At 64.7% G+C, this 14,012-nt stretch carries 12 protein-coding genes and 1 pseudogene; 7 read left to right on the forward strand and 6 right to left on the reverse strand.

The window, feature by feature from the left end; genetic code table 11:
- Nucleotide 1: 1 nt before the first annotated feature.
- Nucleotides 2-796 carry a phosphatase PAP2 family protein gene (locus tag PSOLE_RS00810; protein WP_074855174.1) on the forward strand — a complete coding sequence of 265 codons (795 nt, stop codon included), beginning with the start codon at nt 2-4 and terminating at the stop codon, nt 794-796.
- Nucleotides 797-880: 84 nt separating this feature from the next.
- On the opposite strand, the gene PSOLE_RS00815 is transcribed toward PSOLE_RS00810, so the two are convergent.
- Complete coding sequence (locus tag PSOLE_RS00815) at nt 881-1,309, reverse strand: RNA-binding S4 domain-containing protein (protein WP_017678397.1); 429 nt, start codon at nt 1,307-1,309, stop codon at nt 881-883.
- Between the two features lie 113 nt (nt 1,310-1,422).
- Here PSOLE_RS00815 and rimB point away from each other — a divergent pair, with 113 nt between their 5' ends.
- Entirely contained in the window at nt 1,423-1,893 is a 471-nt protein-coding gene (gene rimB / locus PSOLE_RS00820; RefSeq protein WP_074855173.1) for a retropepsin-like aspartic endopeptidase RimB, read from the forward strand.
- Nucleotides 1,890-2,795: a 30S ribosomal protein S6--L-glutamate ligase gene (rimK, locus tag PSOLE_RS00825; RefSeq protein WP_074855172.1), complete on the forward strand. Its 906-nt coding sequence runs from the start codon at nt 1,890-1,892 to the stop codon at nt 2,793-2,795. Before rimB ends, rimK begins: the two co-directional genes overlap by 4 nt.
- Nucleotides 2,796-2,818: 23 nt before the next feature.
- On the opposite strand, the pseudogene PSOLE_RS24885 reads toward rimK, so the two are convergent.
- From PSOLE_RS24885 to ompR, 3 genes and pseudogenes are all read right to left on the reverse strand, one after another.
- Nucleotides 2,819-4,058: pseudogene (locus PSOLE_RS24885) on the reverse strand (EAL domain-containing protein); the annotation flags it as partial.
- Nucleotides 4,059-4,112: 54 nt separating this feature from the next.
- A complete protein-coding gene (locus PSOLE_RS00835; RefSeq protein WP_074855171.1) occupies nt 4,113-5,429 on the reverse strand; it encodes an ATP-binding protein in 1,317 nt (438 codons plus the stop codon).
- Nucleotides 5,430-5,505: 76 nt separating this feature from the next.
- Nucleotides 5,506-6,243, reverse strand: a complete 738-nt coding sequence (ompR, locus tag PSOLE_RS00840; RefSeq protein WP_074855170.1) for an osmolarity response regulator transcription factor OmpR — start codon at nt 6,241-6,243, stop codon at nt 5,506-5,508.
- A gap of 201 nt (nt 6,244-6,444) precedes the next feature.
- Here ompR and PSOLE_RS00845 point away from each other — a divergent pair, with 201 nt between their 5' ends.
- The 4 genes from PSOLE_RS00845 (at nt 6,445) to rmf (ending at nt 11,160) form a co-directional block, all read left to right on the forward strand.
- Complete coding sequence (locus PSOLE_RS00845) at nt 6,445-8,772, forward strand: Tex family protein (protein ID WP_074855169.1); 2,328 nt, start codon at nt 6,445-6,447, stop codon at nt 8,770-8,772.
- Nucleotides 8,769-9,164: a PaaI family thioesterase gene (locus PSOLE_RS00850; RefSeq protein WP_003458708.1), complete on the forward strand. Its 396-nt coding sequence runs from the start codon at nt 8,769-8,771 to the stop codon at nt 9,162-9,164. Before PSOLE_RS00845 ends, PSOLE_RS00850 begins: the two co-directional genes overlap by 4 nt.
- Before the next feature lie 98 nt (nt 9,165-9,262).
- A complete protein-coding gene (gshA, locus tag PSOLE_RS00855; RefSeq protein WP_074855168.1) occupies nt 9,263-10,843 on the forward strand; it encodes a glutamate--cysteine ligase in 1,581 nt (526 codons plus the stop codon).
- A gap of 125 nt (nt 10,844-10,968) precedes the next feature.
- A complete protein-coding gene (gene rmf, locus PSOLE_RS00860) occupies nt 10,969-11,160 on the forward strand; it encodes a ribosome modulation factor (RefSeq protein ID WP_003458706.1) in 192 nt (63 codons plus the stop codon).
- A gap of 163 nt (nt 11,161-11,323) precedes the next feature.
- On the opposite strand, the gene argA is transcribed toward rmf, so the two are convergent.
- A complete protein-coding gene (gene argA / locus PSOLE_RS00865) occupies nt 11,324-12,622 on the reverse strand; it encodes an amino-acid N-acetyltransferase (protein WP_003458705.1) in 1,299 nt (432 codons plus the stop codon).
- A 169-nt stretch (nt 12,623-12,791) separates the two neighbouring features.
- Entirely contained in the window at nt 12,792-13,958 is a 1,167-nt protein-coding gene (argE, locus tag PSOLE_RS00870; protein ID WP_074855167.1) for an acetylornithine deacetylase, read from the reverse strand.
- Nucleotides 13,959-14,012: the final 54 nt, after the last annotated feature.

Below are 14,012 nucleotides of genomic sequence, written 5' to 3' on the forward strand. Positions count from 1 at the left end.
CATGTCGAGCACGTTCATCAATCGTCACTGGCAACCACGCGCCATGCTGGTCTGCCATGTCGTGGCCGTCGTGCTGCTCGTCAGTTGGCTGTGGCAGCCCACGCGCGAGCTTTGGAATGTCTTCGATGTGTGGCTGTTCAAACTGCTCAACGACCCGGTCCATGCCGGCGGCCTGTGGGCCCATATCTGGGCCATCGGCAGCATGCGCCCGGTCGATGCTGGTGTCGGCGTGGTGATGCTGGCGGTCATGCTCAAGGCCGATCTGGTATTCACCGGGCCGCAGGTACGCCGGGCGCTGTTCGCTTTTCTGGTCGCCCTGATCGTGATGCTGCTGATGCGCGTGCTGTTCGCCGACCTGGTCGAATACATGGGCTGGCAGCACGCCAGCCCTTCTCTGGTAGTAGAAGGCAGCGCGCGCCTGACCGAGATGTTCCCGGCCTGGGAAGAACGCTGGGACCTGAAGGACAGCGCCCGCCGCAGCTTCCCCGGCGACCACGCCTCGGTGCTGCTGATCTGGGCTTATTTCATGAGCTTCTTTGCCCGCGGCTGGCGTCTGCTGCTGGTCTGGGCCATTACCGTGACCGGCATCCTGCCGCGCCTGGTGGCCGGTGCTCACTGGGGGGCGGATGCCTTTGTCGGCGGCGTATTCCTCAGCCTGCTGGCCCTGGCCTGGAGCTGCTACACCCCACTGGGTTATCACGCCAGCGAATGGCTGGAGAAGATTACCCTGCCGATCACCTCACGCCTGGCCAAACTGCCACTGCTGGGCCGCATGAGCATCGTCAGCGGACGTTGAACGAGAAAGTGGGAGCGAGCTCTGCTCGCGAAGCTTTACCGTCGTTCGCATTCGCGAGCAGAGCTCGCTCCAACAGGCTTGCGCCTAATCCTCATCCGCCCAGGGGTGGCGCAGACCACCTTCCTGCTGTTCGTTGAACTGATGGATCTGCCGGCGCTGCTTCTTGCTCGGCCGACCATCGGTCTGCATACCCACCGCGCCAGCCTTGCGCATCGCCGCAGCCTGCTCGCGGCGCGCGATACTTTCTTCCGTCTCGCGGTACAGCAGTTGGGCCTCGGGCGCGCCGCGACGGACGCTGGATAGCGCCAGCACGACCACGGTGCGTTCATCGAAACCGGTGCGCAGCACGTATTCGTCGCCGATCTTCGGTTCCTTGCCCGGCTTGCAGCGCTCGCCACGATGATGGACCTTGCCACCTTCTATAGCGGCCTTGCACAGGGCGCGCGTCTTGAAGAAGCGTGCCGCCCACAGCCATTTGTCCAGGCGGATCTTGTCGTCGTCTTTTTCGCTCATCTCACTCTCTGAAGGGTTCTGGTATTCGCACGCACGGCAGATGCAGTTGTCACACGACGCAACTAGAATGCGCGAAATCATAGGCTTTGTCGGCCGCAGGGGACACTCTCACCTTGAAGACTTTCGACCAGCTCAGCGTGATCGGCCTACGTGAGTGGATCAATCTGCCAGAGCTCGGCATCATCGGCCTGCGTGCCAAGATCGACACCGGCGCCAGCACCTCGAGCCTGCACGCCAGCGACATCCAGCCGTTCCAGAAGGACGGCGAGGACTGGGTGCGTTTCACCGCCTACCTCGGCACTCAGGTGCAGCGCCGCCACCGTTGCGAGGCGCCACTGGTCTCGGTCAAGCGCATCAAGAGCTCCAACGGCCAGGCACAGAGCCGCTACGTGATCCGCACGCACCTGGCCCTCGGTGATCTGCTGTGGCCGGTGGAATTCACCCTGGCCTGCCGCAAGACCATGCGTTATCGCGTACTACTTGGCTCCAAGGCGCTGATCACCGGCCAACTACTAGTCAATCCGGCACTCAGCTATGTGCAGGACAAACCCTCACTTTCCTCTGCCCTTCCAGGTGCCCAATGAAGATCGCCGTGCTGTCGCGCAACCCGCGCCTGTATTCCACCCGCCGTCTGGTGGAGGCCGGCCAGCAGCGGGGCCATGAAATGGTGGTGATCGATACCCTGCGCGCCTACATGAACATCGCCAGCCACAAACCGCAGATCCACTATCGTGGCCAGGCGCTTGAGGGCTTCGATGCCGTGATCCCGCGTATCGGGGCTTCGGTGACTTTTTATGGCTGCGCGGTGTTGCGCCAGTTCGAGATGATGGGCGTCTACCCGCTCAACGAGTCGGTGGCCATCAGCCGCTCGCGCGACAAGCTGCGCGCTTTGCAACTGTTGTCGCGCAAGGGCATCGGCCTGCCGGTGACCGGCTTCGCCCACTCCCCCGACGACATTCCCGACCTGATCCAGATGGTGGGTGGCGCGCCGCTGGTGATCAAGGTGCTGGAAGGTACCCAGGGCATGGGCGTGGTGCTGGCCGAAACGCACAAGGCGGCCGAGTCGGTGATCGAGGCCTTCCTCGGCCTCAAGCAGGACATCATGGTCCAGGAATACATCCACGAGGCCGGTGGCGCCGACATTCGCTGCTTCGTGGTCGGCGACAAGGTGATCGCAGCCATGAAGCGCCAGGCCAAGGCCGGCGAGTTCCGCTCCAACCTGCATCGCGGCGGCAGCGCCAGCCTGATTAAGATCACCCCGGAAGAGCGCATGACCGCTGTCCGTGCTGCCCGCGTGATGGGCCTGAACGTCGCCGGGGTGGACATCTTGCGCTCCAACCATGGCCCGCTGGTGATGGAAGTGAACTCCTCGCCCGGCCTGGAAGGCATCGAGACCACCACCGGCAAGGACGTCGCCGGGATGATCATCCAGTACCTGGAAAAGAACGCCGAGCACGGCCAGACCCGCACCAAGGGACGCGGATGAGCGCGCCCTGCTGCTGAAAACACTCAGCGCTGCCGCGCCTGCAGCCAGGTGAGAAACGCCCTCTCGCTCATCGACTGGCCAAACAGGTAACCCTGGCCGAGGGTGCAGTGCTGCTCGCGCAGGAACGCCAACTGGCTGTCGTGCTCGATGCCTTCGGCCACGCACTCCAGCTCCAGGTTGCGCGCGATCATCAGGATGGTCTGCACCAGCATGCGCCCGCTCGCAGCGCCATCCAGATCGGCGACGAAGCTGCGGTCGATCTTCAGACGATCCAGCGGCAGGCGCTTGAGGTAGGTCAGCGACGAGTAGCCGGCACCAAAATCGTCGATGGCGAAGCGCACGCCCTGTGCCTTGAGCTGTTGCATGTTGCCGATGGCATGCCCGCTGCGTCCGTCACGCTGGGCATTACGCAGCGCCTGCAACGCCGGCTGGGTACGCTCATCTCCGAGCAGGAAACGACAATTGCGCCCCAGCGCCTCCTCGGCGCTGTACCCGGTGATCTGGCTGAAGGCGGCGTTGCAGTAGACCAGCGGCAGATCGGCCTGGCGCGCGCCGGCAATGGTCATGCCCAGGGGGCTGGCCTCCATCGCCAGGTTGGCCCGGGCCAGTTGCTGCTGCATCTGCGCGCTGCGCGCCAGCGCCTGACGCAGATCGCCCAGCGCACGCCCGACCAGCAGAGTCGCCAGCATCAGCAGCACGACCGTGAAGTCCAACTGGTTGCGCTGCACATCCAGCTCGCCAAAGCCCGGACTGTCGCGCCACAGCGCCAGCGGCAGCGTGACGGCGCACACCAGCAGCACGCCGTACAACGCCCCGGCAAAGGCGTGGTGCAGCGCCAGAACCAACATGCTCAGGCCCAGCAGGAGCAGGACGAGCTGCGTCGGCAGACGGGCACTGAGCAGCATCAGCAGGACAAATGCGTCCGTCGCTAACAGCCAGCCGCCTGGCGAGCGACTGATGCTCAGGCTCGCGGAGCCAGCCACGCGCATGCAGCAACGGCGTACAGAGCGCCAGCCAGGGTGCCGTCAGGGCAGCATATTGGTGGTGTTGCTCAACCAGATCGCCAGACCGCCCTGCGTCCACTGCCCTGAAACCCCGTCAGGCAAAGAGTGCCCTGCAAGCCGAACGCTACCAAGGCACTCGGCAGCAACACCGCGAAGGCCAAGAACCGCAGCAGTTCAGGCCAGGATCGAAAGGCTGGCGCCGTAACAGCCACCAGCCCAGGGCAACGGCTGCGGTTTCCGGCAGGGCATAGAGCGGCGCCCGAATGCCTGACAGCATATCGCCAGCACTCGAGCGCGGTAATTGAACGTTCGGCTATACCGCGTCGCGCGGCAAGAGCAGGCCAAGCGGCAAACGCACCCGCGCCTCCAGGCCGCCACCACTGCGATTGCGCAACTCGACGCTGCCGCCATGCAGCGCCGCGATACGCTTGACGATGGCCAAACCGAGGCCGGTGCCGCGCCCACCACGCGCCCTGTCGCCGCGAATGAAGGGGTTGAAGATGCTGTCGAGCTCGGCCGGATCGATACCATTGCCGCGGTCCAGCACGCTCAACACCACATAGGGCGCGCTGTGATCACCTGCCAGGCTGGCTACCACCTCGACGGCATCGCCACCACCGTGATTGAGGGCGTTCTCCACCAGATTGGTGAGCAGCCGCTTGATCGATACCCGACGCAGCGGAAACGGTGGAATCGCTTCCAGGCACAGGCGCACACGCTCGTTGCCCTGGTTATAGGGTGCCAGGGTTTCACGCACCAGCTCGGGGAAGTCGGCTTCCTCCACCGGCTCGCCGCGACCATCACGGATGAAGGCGAGGAACTGATCGAGAATGGCGTCCATGTCCTCGATATCGCGCACCATGTCATCGGTCAGTTCGGTGTCGTTTTCCATGAACTCCAGGGCCAGACGCAGGCGCGTCAGCGGCGTGCGCAGGTCATGCGAGACGCCAGCCAGCATCAGCTCACGCTCGCGGGCAGCCTGCTCGACATCCTCGGCCATCTGGTTGAAGGCACGATAGACCTCGGTCATCTCGCTCGGCGTATCACTCACCGGCAGCCTGACGCTGCGTCCCTGGCCAAGCTGGCGGGCAGCGAATACCAGACGCTTGAGCGGCGCATTGAGCTGACGCACGAAGATCCAGGCCGCTGCGGTGGACAGCAGGCCGATGCCGAGGAACCAGCCGAGCACGCTCCAGATCCGCTGACCGCGCAGCGGGTGCGGGTACATCGGCACCCGCACCCAGCCATCGCCGAGACTCGGCGCCCGCACCCACAGCGCTGGCGGCGTGGTCGCACGCACGCGGGTTTCGGTATCGGGGCCGAGCTCGGTCTGCATCTGCCGCTGGAAGATCTCGCTGTAGGGCCAGTGCTGCTCACTGGCCGGCACCTTGTCGCGCGGGATGCGCTTGAGCCCGGCGGCCTGGGCGATGCGGTCGCGATCCTCGGGGTTGGCCGCCCAGTAGGCGCGCAAGGTCAACGCCGCACCGTGGCTGTACTGGCGGTCGACCAGCACGTCCTCGTTCATCATCAGGTACACCAGAGTCAGCGCCTTGGAGAACAGTACGACCACGAGCACCAGCCAGAGGGTGCGGGCGAAGAAGCTTTGCGGGAACCAGTAGGGGGCTTTCATCAATACACAACCGTAGGAGCGAGCACAGCTCGCGATTCGAAACAACGTTTTCGCGAGCAACGCCCGCTCCTACATGTCACTTGTTACCGTCGGGCACGAACACGTAGCCCACACCCCAGACAGTCTGGATATAGCGCGGCTTGGACGGGTCCGGCTCGATCAGGCGACGCAGGCGGCTGATCTGCACGTCGATGGAACGCTCCAGCGCATCCCACTCGCGGCCACGGGCCAGGTTCATCAGCTTGTCGCGGGTCAGCGGCTCGCGCGCGTGCTGCACCAGCGCCTTGAGCACGGCGAATTCGCCGGTGGTGAGCATGTGCACCTCATCGCCCTTCTTCAGCTCGCGGGTGGCCAGCGACAGCTCGTACTCACCGAAGGTCACACTTTCGTCTTCGGTGCCCGGCGCGCCCGGTACCACCGGTGCCTGACGGCGCAGTACGGCCTTGATCCGCGCCAGCAGTTCGCGAGGGTTGAAGGGCTTGGCCAGGTAATCGTCGGCGCCCAGCTCCAGGCCCTGGATACGACTGGACTCATCGCCCTTGGCGGTGAGCATGATAATCGGCATCTGGTTGCCGGCTTCACGCAAGCGGCGGCAAGCAGAGAGACCGTCTTCGCCCGGCAACATCAGGTCCAGCACCACCAGATTGAACAGTTCGCGCGCCAGCAGACGATCCATCTGCTCGACGTTTTCCACTGCGCGAACCCGGTAGCCCTGCTCATCGAAGAAGCGCTCGAGCAAGCGGCGCAGACGGGCGTCGTCATCGACGATGAGGATCTTCTCGCCTTCGGCGACAGGGGCAGCGGACTGGGTCATGGCGTCTCCTTGGACAGCCGTACTGAGGACGGCAAGTGGCGGCATTATCGCTCAGGCGCATGGGTGGGCGCTCTAGCCATTGTTAGCAGATTTTTCCCCAACGGTTCGCAGCGCTCGCGAATGCGGTGTTTATAATGCGCCGTTTTCGTGTCTGGCCAGCATCTTTGCGGCCGCCCTGTCGCTTCAGTGGGTAGTTTTTATATGGACAGCATCAACAACCGCATCGCCGATGAACTGGGCGTGCGCCCGCAACAGGTTGCCGCCGCCGTGGCCCTGCTCGATGAAGGCTCCACCGTGCCCTTCATCGCCCGTTACCGTAAAGAAGTGACCGGCAGTCTCGATGACACCCAGTTGCGCCACCTGGAAGAGCGCCTGCGCTACCTGCGCGAGCTGGACGAGCGCCGCGTGGCGATCCTCGCCAGCATCGAGGAACAGGGCAAGCTGACGCCCGAGCTCAAGCGCGAGATCGACCTGGCCGACACCAAGACCCGTCTCGAAGACCTGTACCTGCCGTACAAGCAGAAGCGCCGCACCAAGGGCCAGATTGCCCTGGAAGCTGGCCTCGGCGAGCTGGCCGATGCGCTGTTCAACGATCCGAGCCTGACTCCGGAGCAGGAAGCCGAGCGCTTCATCGACGCCGAGAAGGGCTTCGCCGACGTCAAGGCCGTGCTCGAAGGTGCCAAGTACATTCTCATGGAGCGCTTCGCCGAAGACGCCGCGCTGCTCGACAAGCTGCGCAGCTTCCTCAAGGACAACGCCACCCTCAGCGCCCGCCTGGTGCCGGGCAAGGAAAACGAAGGCGCCAAGTTCAGCGATTACTTCGAGCATGACGAGCTGCTCAAGGGCGTGCCGTCGCACCGTGCGCTGGCGATCTTCCGCGGGCGTAACGAAGGCATTCTCAGCGCCAGCCTGAAGGTCGGCGAAGAGCTGCCCGGCGCCATGCATCCGTGCGAGTTGATGATCGGCGAGCGCTTCGGCATCAGCGCACAAGGCCGTGCCGCCGACAAGTGGCTGGCCGAGGTGGTGCGCTGGACCTGGAAGGTCAAACTGTACAACCACCTGGAAACCGACCTGCTCGGCGAGCTGCGCGAGAAGGCCGAGGACGAGGCGATTGCCGTGTTCGCCCGCAACCTGCACGACCTGCTGCTGGCCGCCCCGGCCGGCCCGCGTGCCACCCTGGCGCTCGACCCGGGCCTGCGCACCGGCTGCAAGGTCGCCGTGGTCGATGCCACCGGCAAGGTGCTGGAAACCGCCACCGTCTACCCGCACGCGCCGCGCAACGACTGGGACGGCACCCTGGCCATCCTCGCCAAGCTCTGCGCCAAGCACGGCGTCGACCTGATCTCCATCGGCAACGGCACCGCCAGCCGCGAGACCGACAAGCTGGCCGCCGAGCTGATCAAGAAGGTGCCGGGCTTGAAGCTGACCAAGGTAATGGTCTCCGAGGCCGGCGCCTCGGTGTACTCGGCCTCGGAGCTGGCCGCCCGCGAATTCCCCGATCTCGACGTGTCCCTGCGCGGCGCCGTATCCATCGCCCGCCGCCTGCAGGACCCGCTGGCCGAGTTGGTGAAGATCGACCCGAAATCCATCGGCGTCGGCCAGTATCAGCACGACGTGTCGCAGCTCAAGCTGGCGCGCAGCCTGGACGCCGTGGTCGAGGACTGCGTGAACGCCGTCGGCGTGGACGTCAACACCGCCTCTGCCGCCCTGCTGGCACGCATCTCCGGGCTGAATGCGACCCTGGCGCAGAATATCGTCGCCCACCGCGACCAGAACGGTGCGTTCAAGACCCGCGCCGAGCTGAAGAAGGTGCCGCGCCTGGGCGAGAAGACCTTCGAACAGGCCGCCGGCTTCCTCCGCGTGATGAACGGCGACAACCCGCTGGACGCCTCCGCGGTGCACCCGGAAACCTACCCGCTGGTCGAGCGCATCGCCCAGGACACCGGCCGCGACATCCGCTCGCTGATCGGCGACTCGGGATTCCTCAAGCGCCTCGATCCGGCCAAGTTCACCGATGAGCGCTTCGGCCTGGTCACCGTCGGCGACATTCTCAAGGAGCTGGACAAGCCCGGCCGCGACCCGCGCCCGGAGTTCAAGACCGCCGAGTTCCAGGAAGGCGTGGAAACCCTCAATGACCTCAAGCTGGGCATGGTGCTCGAAGGCGTGGTGACCAACGTCACCAACTTCGGCGCCTTCGTCGATATCGGCGTGCATCAGGACGGCCTGGTGCACATCAGCGCGCTGTCGGAGAAGTTCATCAAGGACCCGCACGAGGCGGTCAAGGCCGGCGACGTGGTCAAGGTCAAGGTGATGGAAGTGGACATACCGCGTAGCCGTATCGCCCTGTCCATGCGCATGGGCGACACCCCCGGCGAGAAAGTCGAGGGCGCGCGTGGCGGCCAGTCACGCGCTGGCAACCGCGGCGGCAATGGCCCACGCAGTGAACGCCATTCCAGCCAGGACAAACCGGCACCTGCCACCGGCGGCATGGCCGCCCTGTTCGCCAACGCCAAGCAGTTGAAGAAATGAATATGACCGACAACACCGACAACGTAGGCGCCAGCAGCGCCTTTTCCCGCCTGCTCGGCCTGGAAATTCTCCAGGTCGGCGGCGGCGAGGCGCGCGTGCGCCTGACCCTCACCGACGAGCTGCGCAACCTGCACGGCAAGCTGCACGGCGGTGCGCTGTTCTCGCTGATCGACACCGCCATGGGCCAGGCCAGCCATAGCCTGGGCGATGGCGGCCCGAGCAGCGTGACCCTGGAGTGCAAGATCAACTACATCCGCCCGGTATCCGAAGGCAGCGTGCTGTGCCATGCCAAGGTGCTACACGCCGGTCGCCGTACCCAGGTGGTGGAAGCCGAAGTGCTGCAGGGCGACAAGCTGGTCGCCAAGGCGCAAGGCACCTTCGCCTGCGTGTAATCGCCTGCGCTCTGGTCTAATCTGGGAAACCGTTTGCCCCTTGCAGAGTGCAGGGACGACCCCCATATTAAGACGACTGCCCAGTTAGGAATTGCATCTTGAGCGATCTTCTCTCCCGCCGCCTGGCTCAGCTCGGCGAGCCGGCCAACCTGTCCCTGCTGGGTGAGTGTCTGCACGGCATCGAGCGCGAATGCCTGCGCGTCAATCACGACGGCCAGCTGGCCCTGACCCCGCACCCGCAGGCGCTGGGCTCGGCACTGACCCATGCGCAGATCACCACCGACTACTCCGAGTCGCTGCTGGAGTTCATCACCGGCACCGCCAATGATCCAGCCGCCACCCTCGCCGAACTGGACAGCATCCACCGCTTCGCCTACGACAAGCTCGATGGCGAACTGCTGTGGAGCCCGTCGATGCCCTGCGCCCTGCCGGACGAGGAGACCATTCCCATCGCCCGCTACGGCAGCTCCAACATTGGCCGTCTCAAGTACGTGTATCGCAAGGGTCTGGCGCTGCGTTACGGCAAGACCATGCAGTGCATCGCCGGCATTCACTACAACTTCTCCCTGCCCGAGGGGCTGTGGCAGTTGCAACAGCAAAGCGAAGGCAGCGAGCAGAGTGCGCGTGACTATCAGTCGGCGCGCTATATCGCATTGATCCGCAACTTCCGTCGCTACAGCTGGCTGCTGATGTACCTGTTCGGTGCCTCGCCGGCGCTGGACAAGGGCTTCATGCGTGGCCGTCCGCACCACCTTCAGGAACTGGACGCCAGCACCCTGTACCTGCCCTACGCCACCAGCCTGCGCATGAGCGACCTGGGTTACCAGAGCAGCGCACAGTCCGGCCTGACCCCCTGCTACAACGACCTGGCCAGCTACACCGACAGCCTGCGTCTGGCAGTCAGCACGCCCTACCCGGCCTATGTCGAGATCGGCACCAAGCGTGGCGACGAGTGGCTGCAACTCAATACCAACATCCTGCAGATCGAGAACGAGTACTACTCGAGTATCCGCCCGAAACGCGTCACTTACAGCGGCGAGCGCCCGATCCAGGCGCTGATGAGCCGTGGCGTGCAGTACGTGGAAGTGCGCTGCCTGGACATCAACCCCTTCCTGCCGCTGGGCATCGATGTGGCGCAGGCGCGCTTCATCGACGCCTTCCTGCTGTTCTGCGCACTGGAAGACAGCCCGCTACTGGAAAACGGCGAGTGCAGCAGTTGCACCAGCAACTTCCTCAAGGTGGTCAAGGAGGGGCGGCGTCCCGGCCTGCACCTGCAGAAAGGTAGCCAGCAGGTAGAACTCAAAGTCTGGGCCAGCGAACTGCTCGAACGCATCCTGCCATTGGCCGAACTGCTTGATCGCAGCCAAGGCAGCAGCGCGCATATCGAGGCGTTGGCGCAGCAGCAAGCCAAGGTCGCGGATGTGGAAATGACGCCATCGACACAGGTACTGGCGCTTCTGCGTCAGGGCAAGAGCTTTACCGAGTTCGCCCTGCAGCAGAGCCTGCGTCACGCCGAGTACTTCCGCGCTCAGCCGCTCAGCCCACAGCAGCAGAAGGCTTTCGAACAGGCCGCGCACGACTCGCTGGCCGCGCAGGCGGAGCTTGAAGCGCAGCCCGAGGGTGATTTCGATGCTTTCGTCGCGGCCTACCAGGCGAGCATTCTGGCTTTGGCCGTGTAGGGCGAAGAACCGTCGACTGCGTCACAAAGCCAACCAGCGGAGCAAAAGCCAGGATGGGCGGCCACTCCCCTGGCCGCCCGGCCAGCTAGCATTGCCGGGTAAAGGACGATAGACGAGCAGCGCCCATGGCCGATGACGCCACGCCGCAATGGAGCCTGGAAAGCCTGACCAAGGCCTACCAGCAAGGTTATATGGCCGGCCTTACTGACCAACCCAGGACCCGCCAGCCCTACCCTGACGAAATCCCCGCTGCGGCCTGGGAGGCCGGCTGGGACGACGGCTTCGAGCAGATGCGCCTGCAGCAGCACAGCGCCTGACACTCTGAACGCATTGTGGGAGAGGCTTTAGCCGCGAGCGGTGAACCCGTCGCGGCTACATGCTCGGCCTTGGCCTCCCGCATCGCTCCAGCGTAGGAGCGGCTTCAGCCGCGAAGCTCGCGGATAAATCCGCGCCTACAGCTCCGGCCTGCTCTCGCTCCGCCTACAACGCCTTTTCGAACACCTTCGAGTTGCGTTGGTAGTTGTACAGCGACGCCCGCGCGGTGGGCATGCGCTCGACGCTGCTCGGCTCGAAGCCGCGTTCGCGGAACCAGTGGGCGGTGCGGGTGGTGAGCACGAACAGGGTCTTGATCCCCTGCGCCCGCGCCCTGGCCTCGATGCGCTTGAGCAATTCGTCACCACGACCACCGTGACGGTAATCGGGATTGACCGCCAGGCAGGCCAGTTCGCCGCAGTCGGAATCGGCGATGGGATAGAGCGCCGCGCAGGCGATGATCAGCCCCTCGCGCTCGACGATGCTGAACTGCTCGATCTCGCGCTCCAGTACCTCGCGCGAACGACGCACCAGAATGCCCTGCTCTTCCAGCGGGCTGATCAGCTCGATCAGACCACCGACATCCTCGATGGTCGCCTCGCGCAGGGACTCGAACTGCTCCTGCGCCACCAGGGTGCCGTTACCGGTACGGGTGAACAGTTCGCTGAGCAGCGCACCATCGGTGGCATAACTGACGATATGGCTGCGCTTGACGCCGCCGCGACAGGCTTCGGCGGCGGCATCGAGTAGCTCGCCCTGATAGTTGCTGCCCAGGCGCGCCAGATGCGCTGGCACCTGCTGCGGACGCAGTTCGCGCACCAGCTTGCCGTTTTCATCGAGCAGGCCATCCTCGGCGCCGAACAGCAGCAGCTTGTCCGCCCCCAGGTCGATGGCCGCGCGGGTAGCGACGTCCTCGCAGGCCAGGTTGAAGATCTCCCCGGTGGGTGAATAACCCAGTGGCGACAACAGCACGATGCTGCGCTCGTCGAGCTGACGATTGATGCCCTTGCGGTCGATGCGCCGTACTTCGCCGGTGTGGTGGTAGTCGACGCCATCGACCACACCGATCGGCCGCGCGGTGACGAAGTTGCCGCTGGTCAGGCGCAGGCGTGAGCCCTGCATCGGCGAGGCAGCCATATCCATCGACAGACGCGCTTCGATGGCGATACGCAACTGGCCGACGGCGTCGATCACGCATTCCAGGGTCGGTGCGTCGGTGATGCGCAGGTCGCGATGGTAATGCGGGGTCAGGCCACGGGCAGCCAGGCGCGCCTCGATCTGCGGACGCGAGCCATGCACCAGCACCAGGCGCACGCCGAGGCTGTGCAACAGCACCAGATCGTGAACGATGTTGGCGAAGTTCGGGTGGGCAACACCCTCGCCCGGCAGCATGACCACGAAGGTGCAGTCGCGATGGGCGTTGATATAGGGCGATGCGTGGCGTAACCAGTTGACGTAGTCGTGCATGTAGAGATCCGTTAGCGTGAAAGTCGCGCAGCGACGTCCTCCTTATACCCTTCTCCTTCCGGGAGAAGGTGGCGCGAGGCGCCGGATGAGGGAGGGCATGCCCGTTAGCGTCCAGACGTAGGGCGGGTACAACCCGCCATGAGCGATAGGGCGGGCTCGGGGCTGGCTCTCATCGTCGCTGCACGTCTTCGCTCCGGGTCAGGCAATAGTGTTGGATCATTTGGCGCAGTATGGCCACGGTCGGTTCGATGCGGGACAGCTCCAGGTGCTCCCCGGGCTGGTGCGCACAATCGATATCGCCGGGGCCGAGCACCAGCGTCTCGCAGCCAAGCTGCTGAAGATAAGGCGCTTCGGTACCGAATGCCACTGCCTGGGCCGTGTGCCCGGTCAGACGCTCGGCCAGACGCACCAGTTCGGCATCGGCGCGCTGCTCGAAGGGTGGCACTTCCGGGAACAGCGGGCCGTAATCGATACGCACCTGATGCTTGAGCGCCAGCGGCTGCAACTTGCCACGAATGGCTGCGCGCAACTGCTCGGGATCCATGCCCGGTAGCGGGCGCAGGTCGAACTCCAGGGCGCATTGGCCACAGATACGATTGGGGTTGTCGCCACCGTGAATGCAGCCAAGGTTCAGTGTCGGTTGTGGCACGCTGAATTGCGGGTTGTTGAACTCACGCTGCCATTGCGCACGCAGGCCGCGCAGCTCACCCATGACATCCTGCATGGCCTCCAGCGCACTGCGGCCAAGAGCTGGATTGGAGGAATGGCCACTTTGCCCAAGAATATCGATGCGCTCCATCATCACGCCCTTGTGCAGGCGTATGGGCTTGAGGCCTGTCGGCTCGCCAATCACTGCAGCCCGGCCAAGCGGTCGGCCGGCAGCGGCCAAGGCACGGGCGCCGGCCATCGAGCTTTCTTCGTCACAGGTGGCGAGAATCAGCAGCGGCTGCTGGAAGGGCTGATCGAGCAGCGGTCGCACGGCCTCGATGGCCAGGACGAAGAAGCCCTTCATGTCGCAACTGCCGAGGCCCACCCAGCGGTCGCCCACTTCGCTCAGCTTGAGCGGATCGGTCTGCCACAGGGCCGCATCGAAGGGCACGGTATCGCTGTGCCCAGCCAGCACCAGACCACCAGGGCCGGAGCCATAACTGGCGAGCAGGTTGAACTTGCCGGGGGCGATCTGCTGGGTTTCGCAGGTAAAACCTAGATCACCGAGCCAGGCGGCAAGCAGCTCGATGACAGGCGCGTTGCTCTGGTCCCAATTGGGCTGGGTGCAGCTCACCGAGGGCGCTGCGATCAGCGCGGCGAACTGCTCTCGGAAGGACGGCAAGGGCATCGGCGCTCTCCTGGGTCGGAGCTCCATAATAGGAGCATCCAACCTCAGGGGAAA

It is taken from the genome of Pseudomonas oleovorans subsp. oleovorans (genome assembly GCF_002197815.1).
Lineage (GTDB): Bacteria > Pseudomonadota > Gammaproteobacteria > Pseudomonadales > Pseudomonadaceae > Aquipseudomonas > Aquipseudomonas oleovorans.

Bases quoted from the DNA above. Each gene is read 5' to 3' on its own strand.
- PSOLE_RS00810 (WP_074855174.1), top strand. From the start codon at position 2: ATGTCGAGCACGTTCATCAATCGTCACTGGCAACCACGCGCCATGCTG.
- PSOLE_RS00815 (WP_017678397.1), bottom strand. From the start codon at position 1,309: ATGAGCGAAAAAGACGACGACAAGATCCGCCTGGACAAATGGCTGTGG.
- rimK (WP_074855172.1), top strand. From the start codon at position 1,890: ATGAAGATCGCCGTGCTGTCGCGCAACCCGCGCCTGTATTCCACCCGC.
- PSOLE_RS00835 (WP_074855171.1), bottom strand. From the start codon at position 5,429: ATGAAAGCCCCCTACTGGTTCCCGCAAAGCTTCTTCGCCCGCACCCTC.
- ompR (WP_074855170.1), bottom strand. From the start codon at position 6,243: ATGACCCAGTCCGCTGCCCCTGTCGCCGAAGGCGAGAAGATCCTCATC.
- PSOLE_RS00845 (WP_074855169.1), top strand. From the start codon at position 6,445: ATGGACAGCATCAACAACCGCATCGCCGATGAACTGGGCGTGCGCCCG.
- PSOLE_RS00850 (WP_003458708.1), top strand. From the start codon at position 8,769: ATGAATATGACCGACAACACCGACAACGTAGGCGCCAGCAGCGCCTTT.
- rmf (WP_003458706.1), top strand. From the start codon at position 10,969: ATGGCCGATGACGCCACGCCGCAATGGAGCCTGGAAAGCCTGACCAAG.
- argA (WP_003458705.1), bottom strand. From the start codon at position 12,622: ATGCACGACTACGTCAACTGGTTACGCCACGCATCGCCCTATATCAAC.
- argE (WP_074855167.1), bottom strand. From the start codon at position 13,958: ATGCCCTTGCCGTCCTTCCGAGAGCAGTTCGCCGCGCTGATCGCAGCG.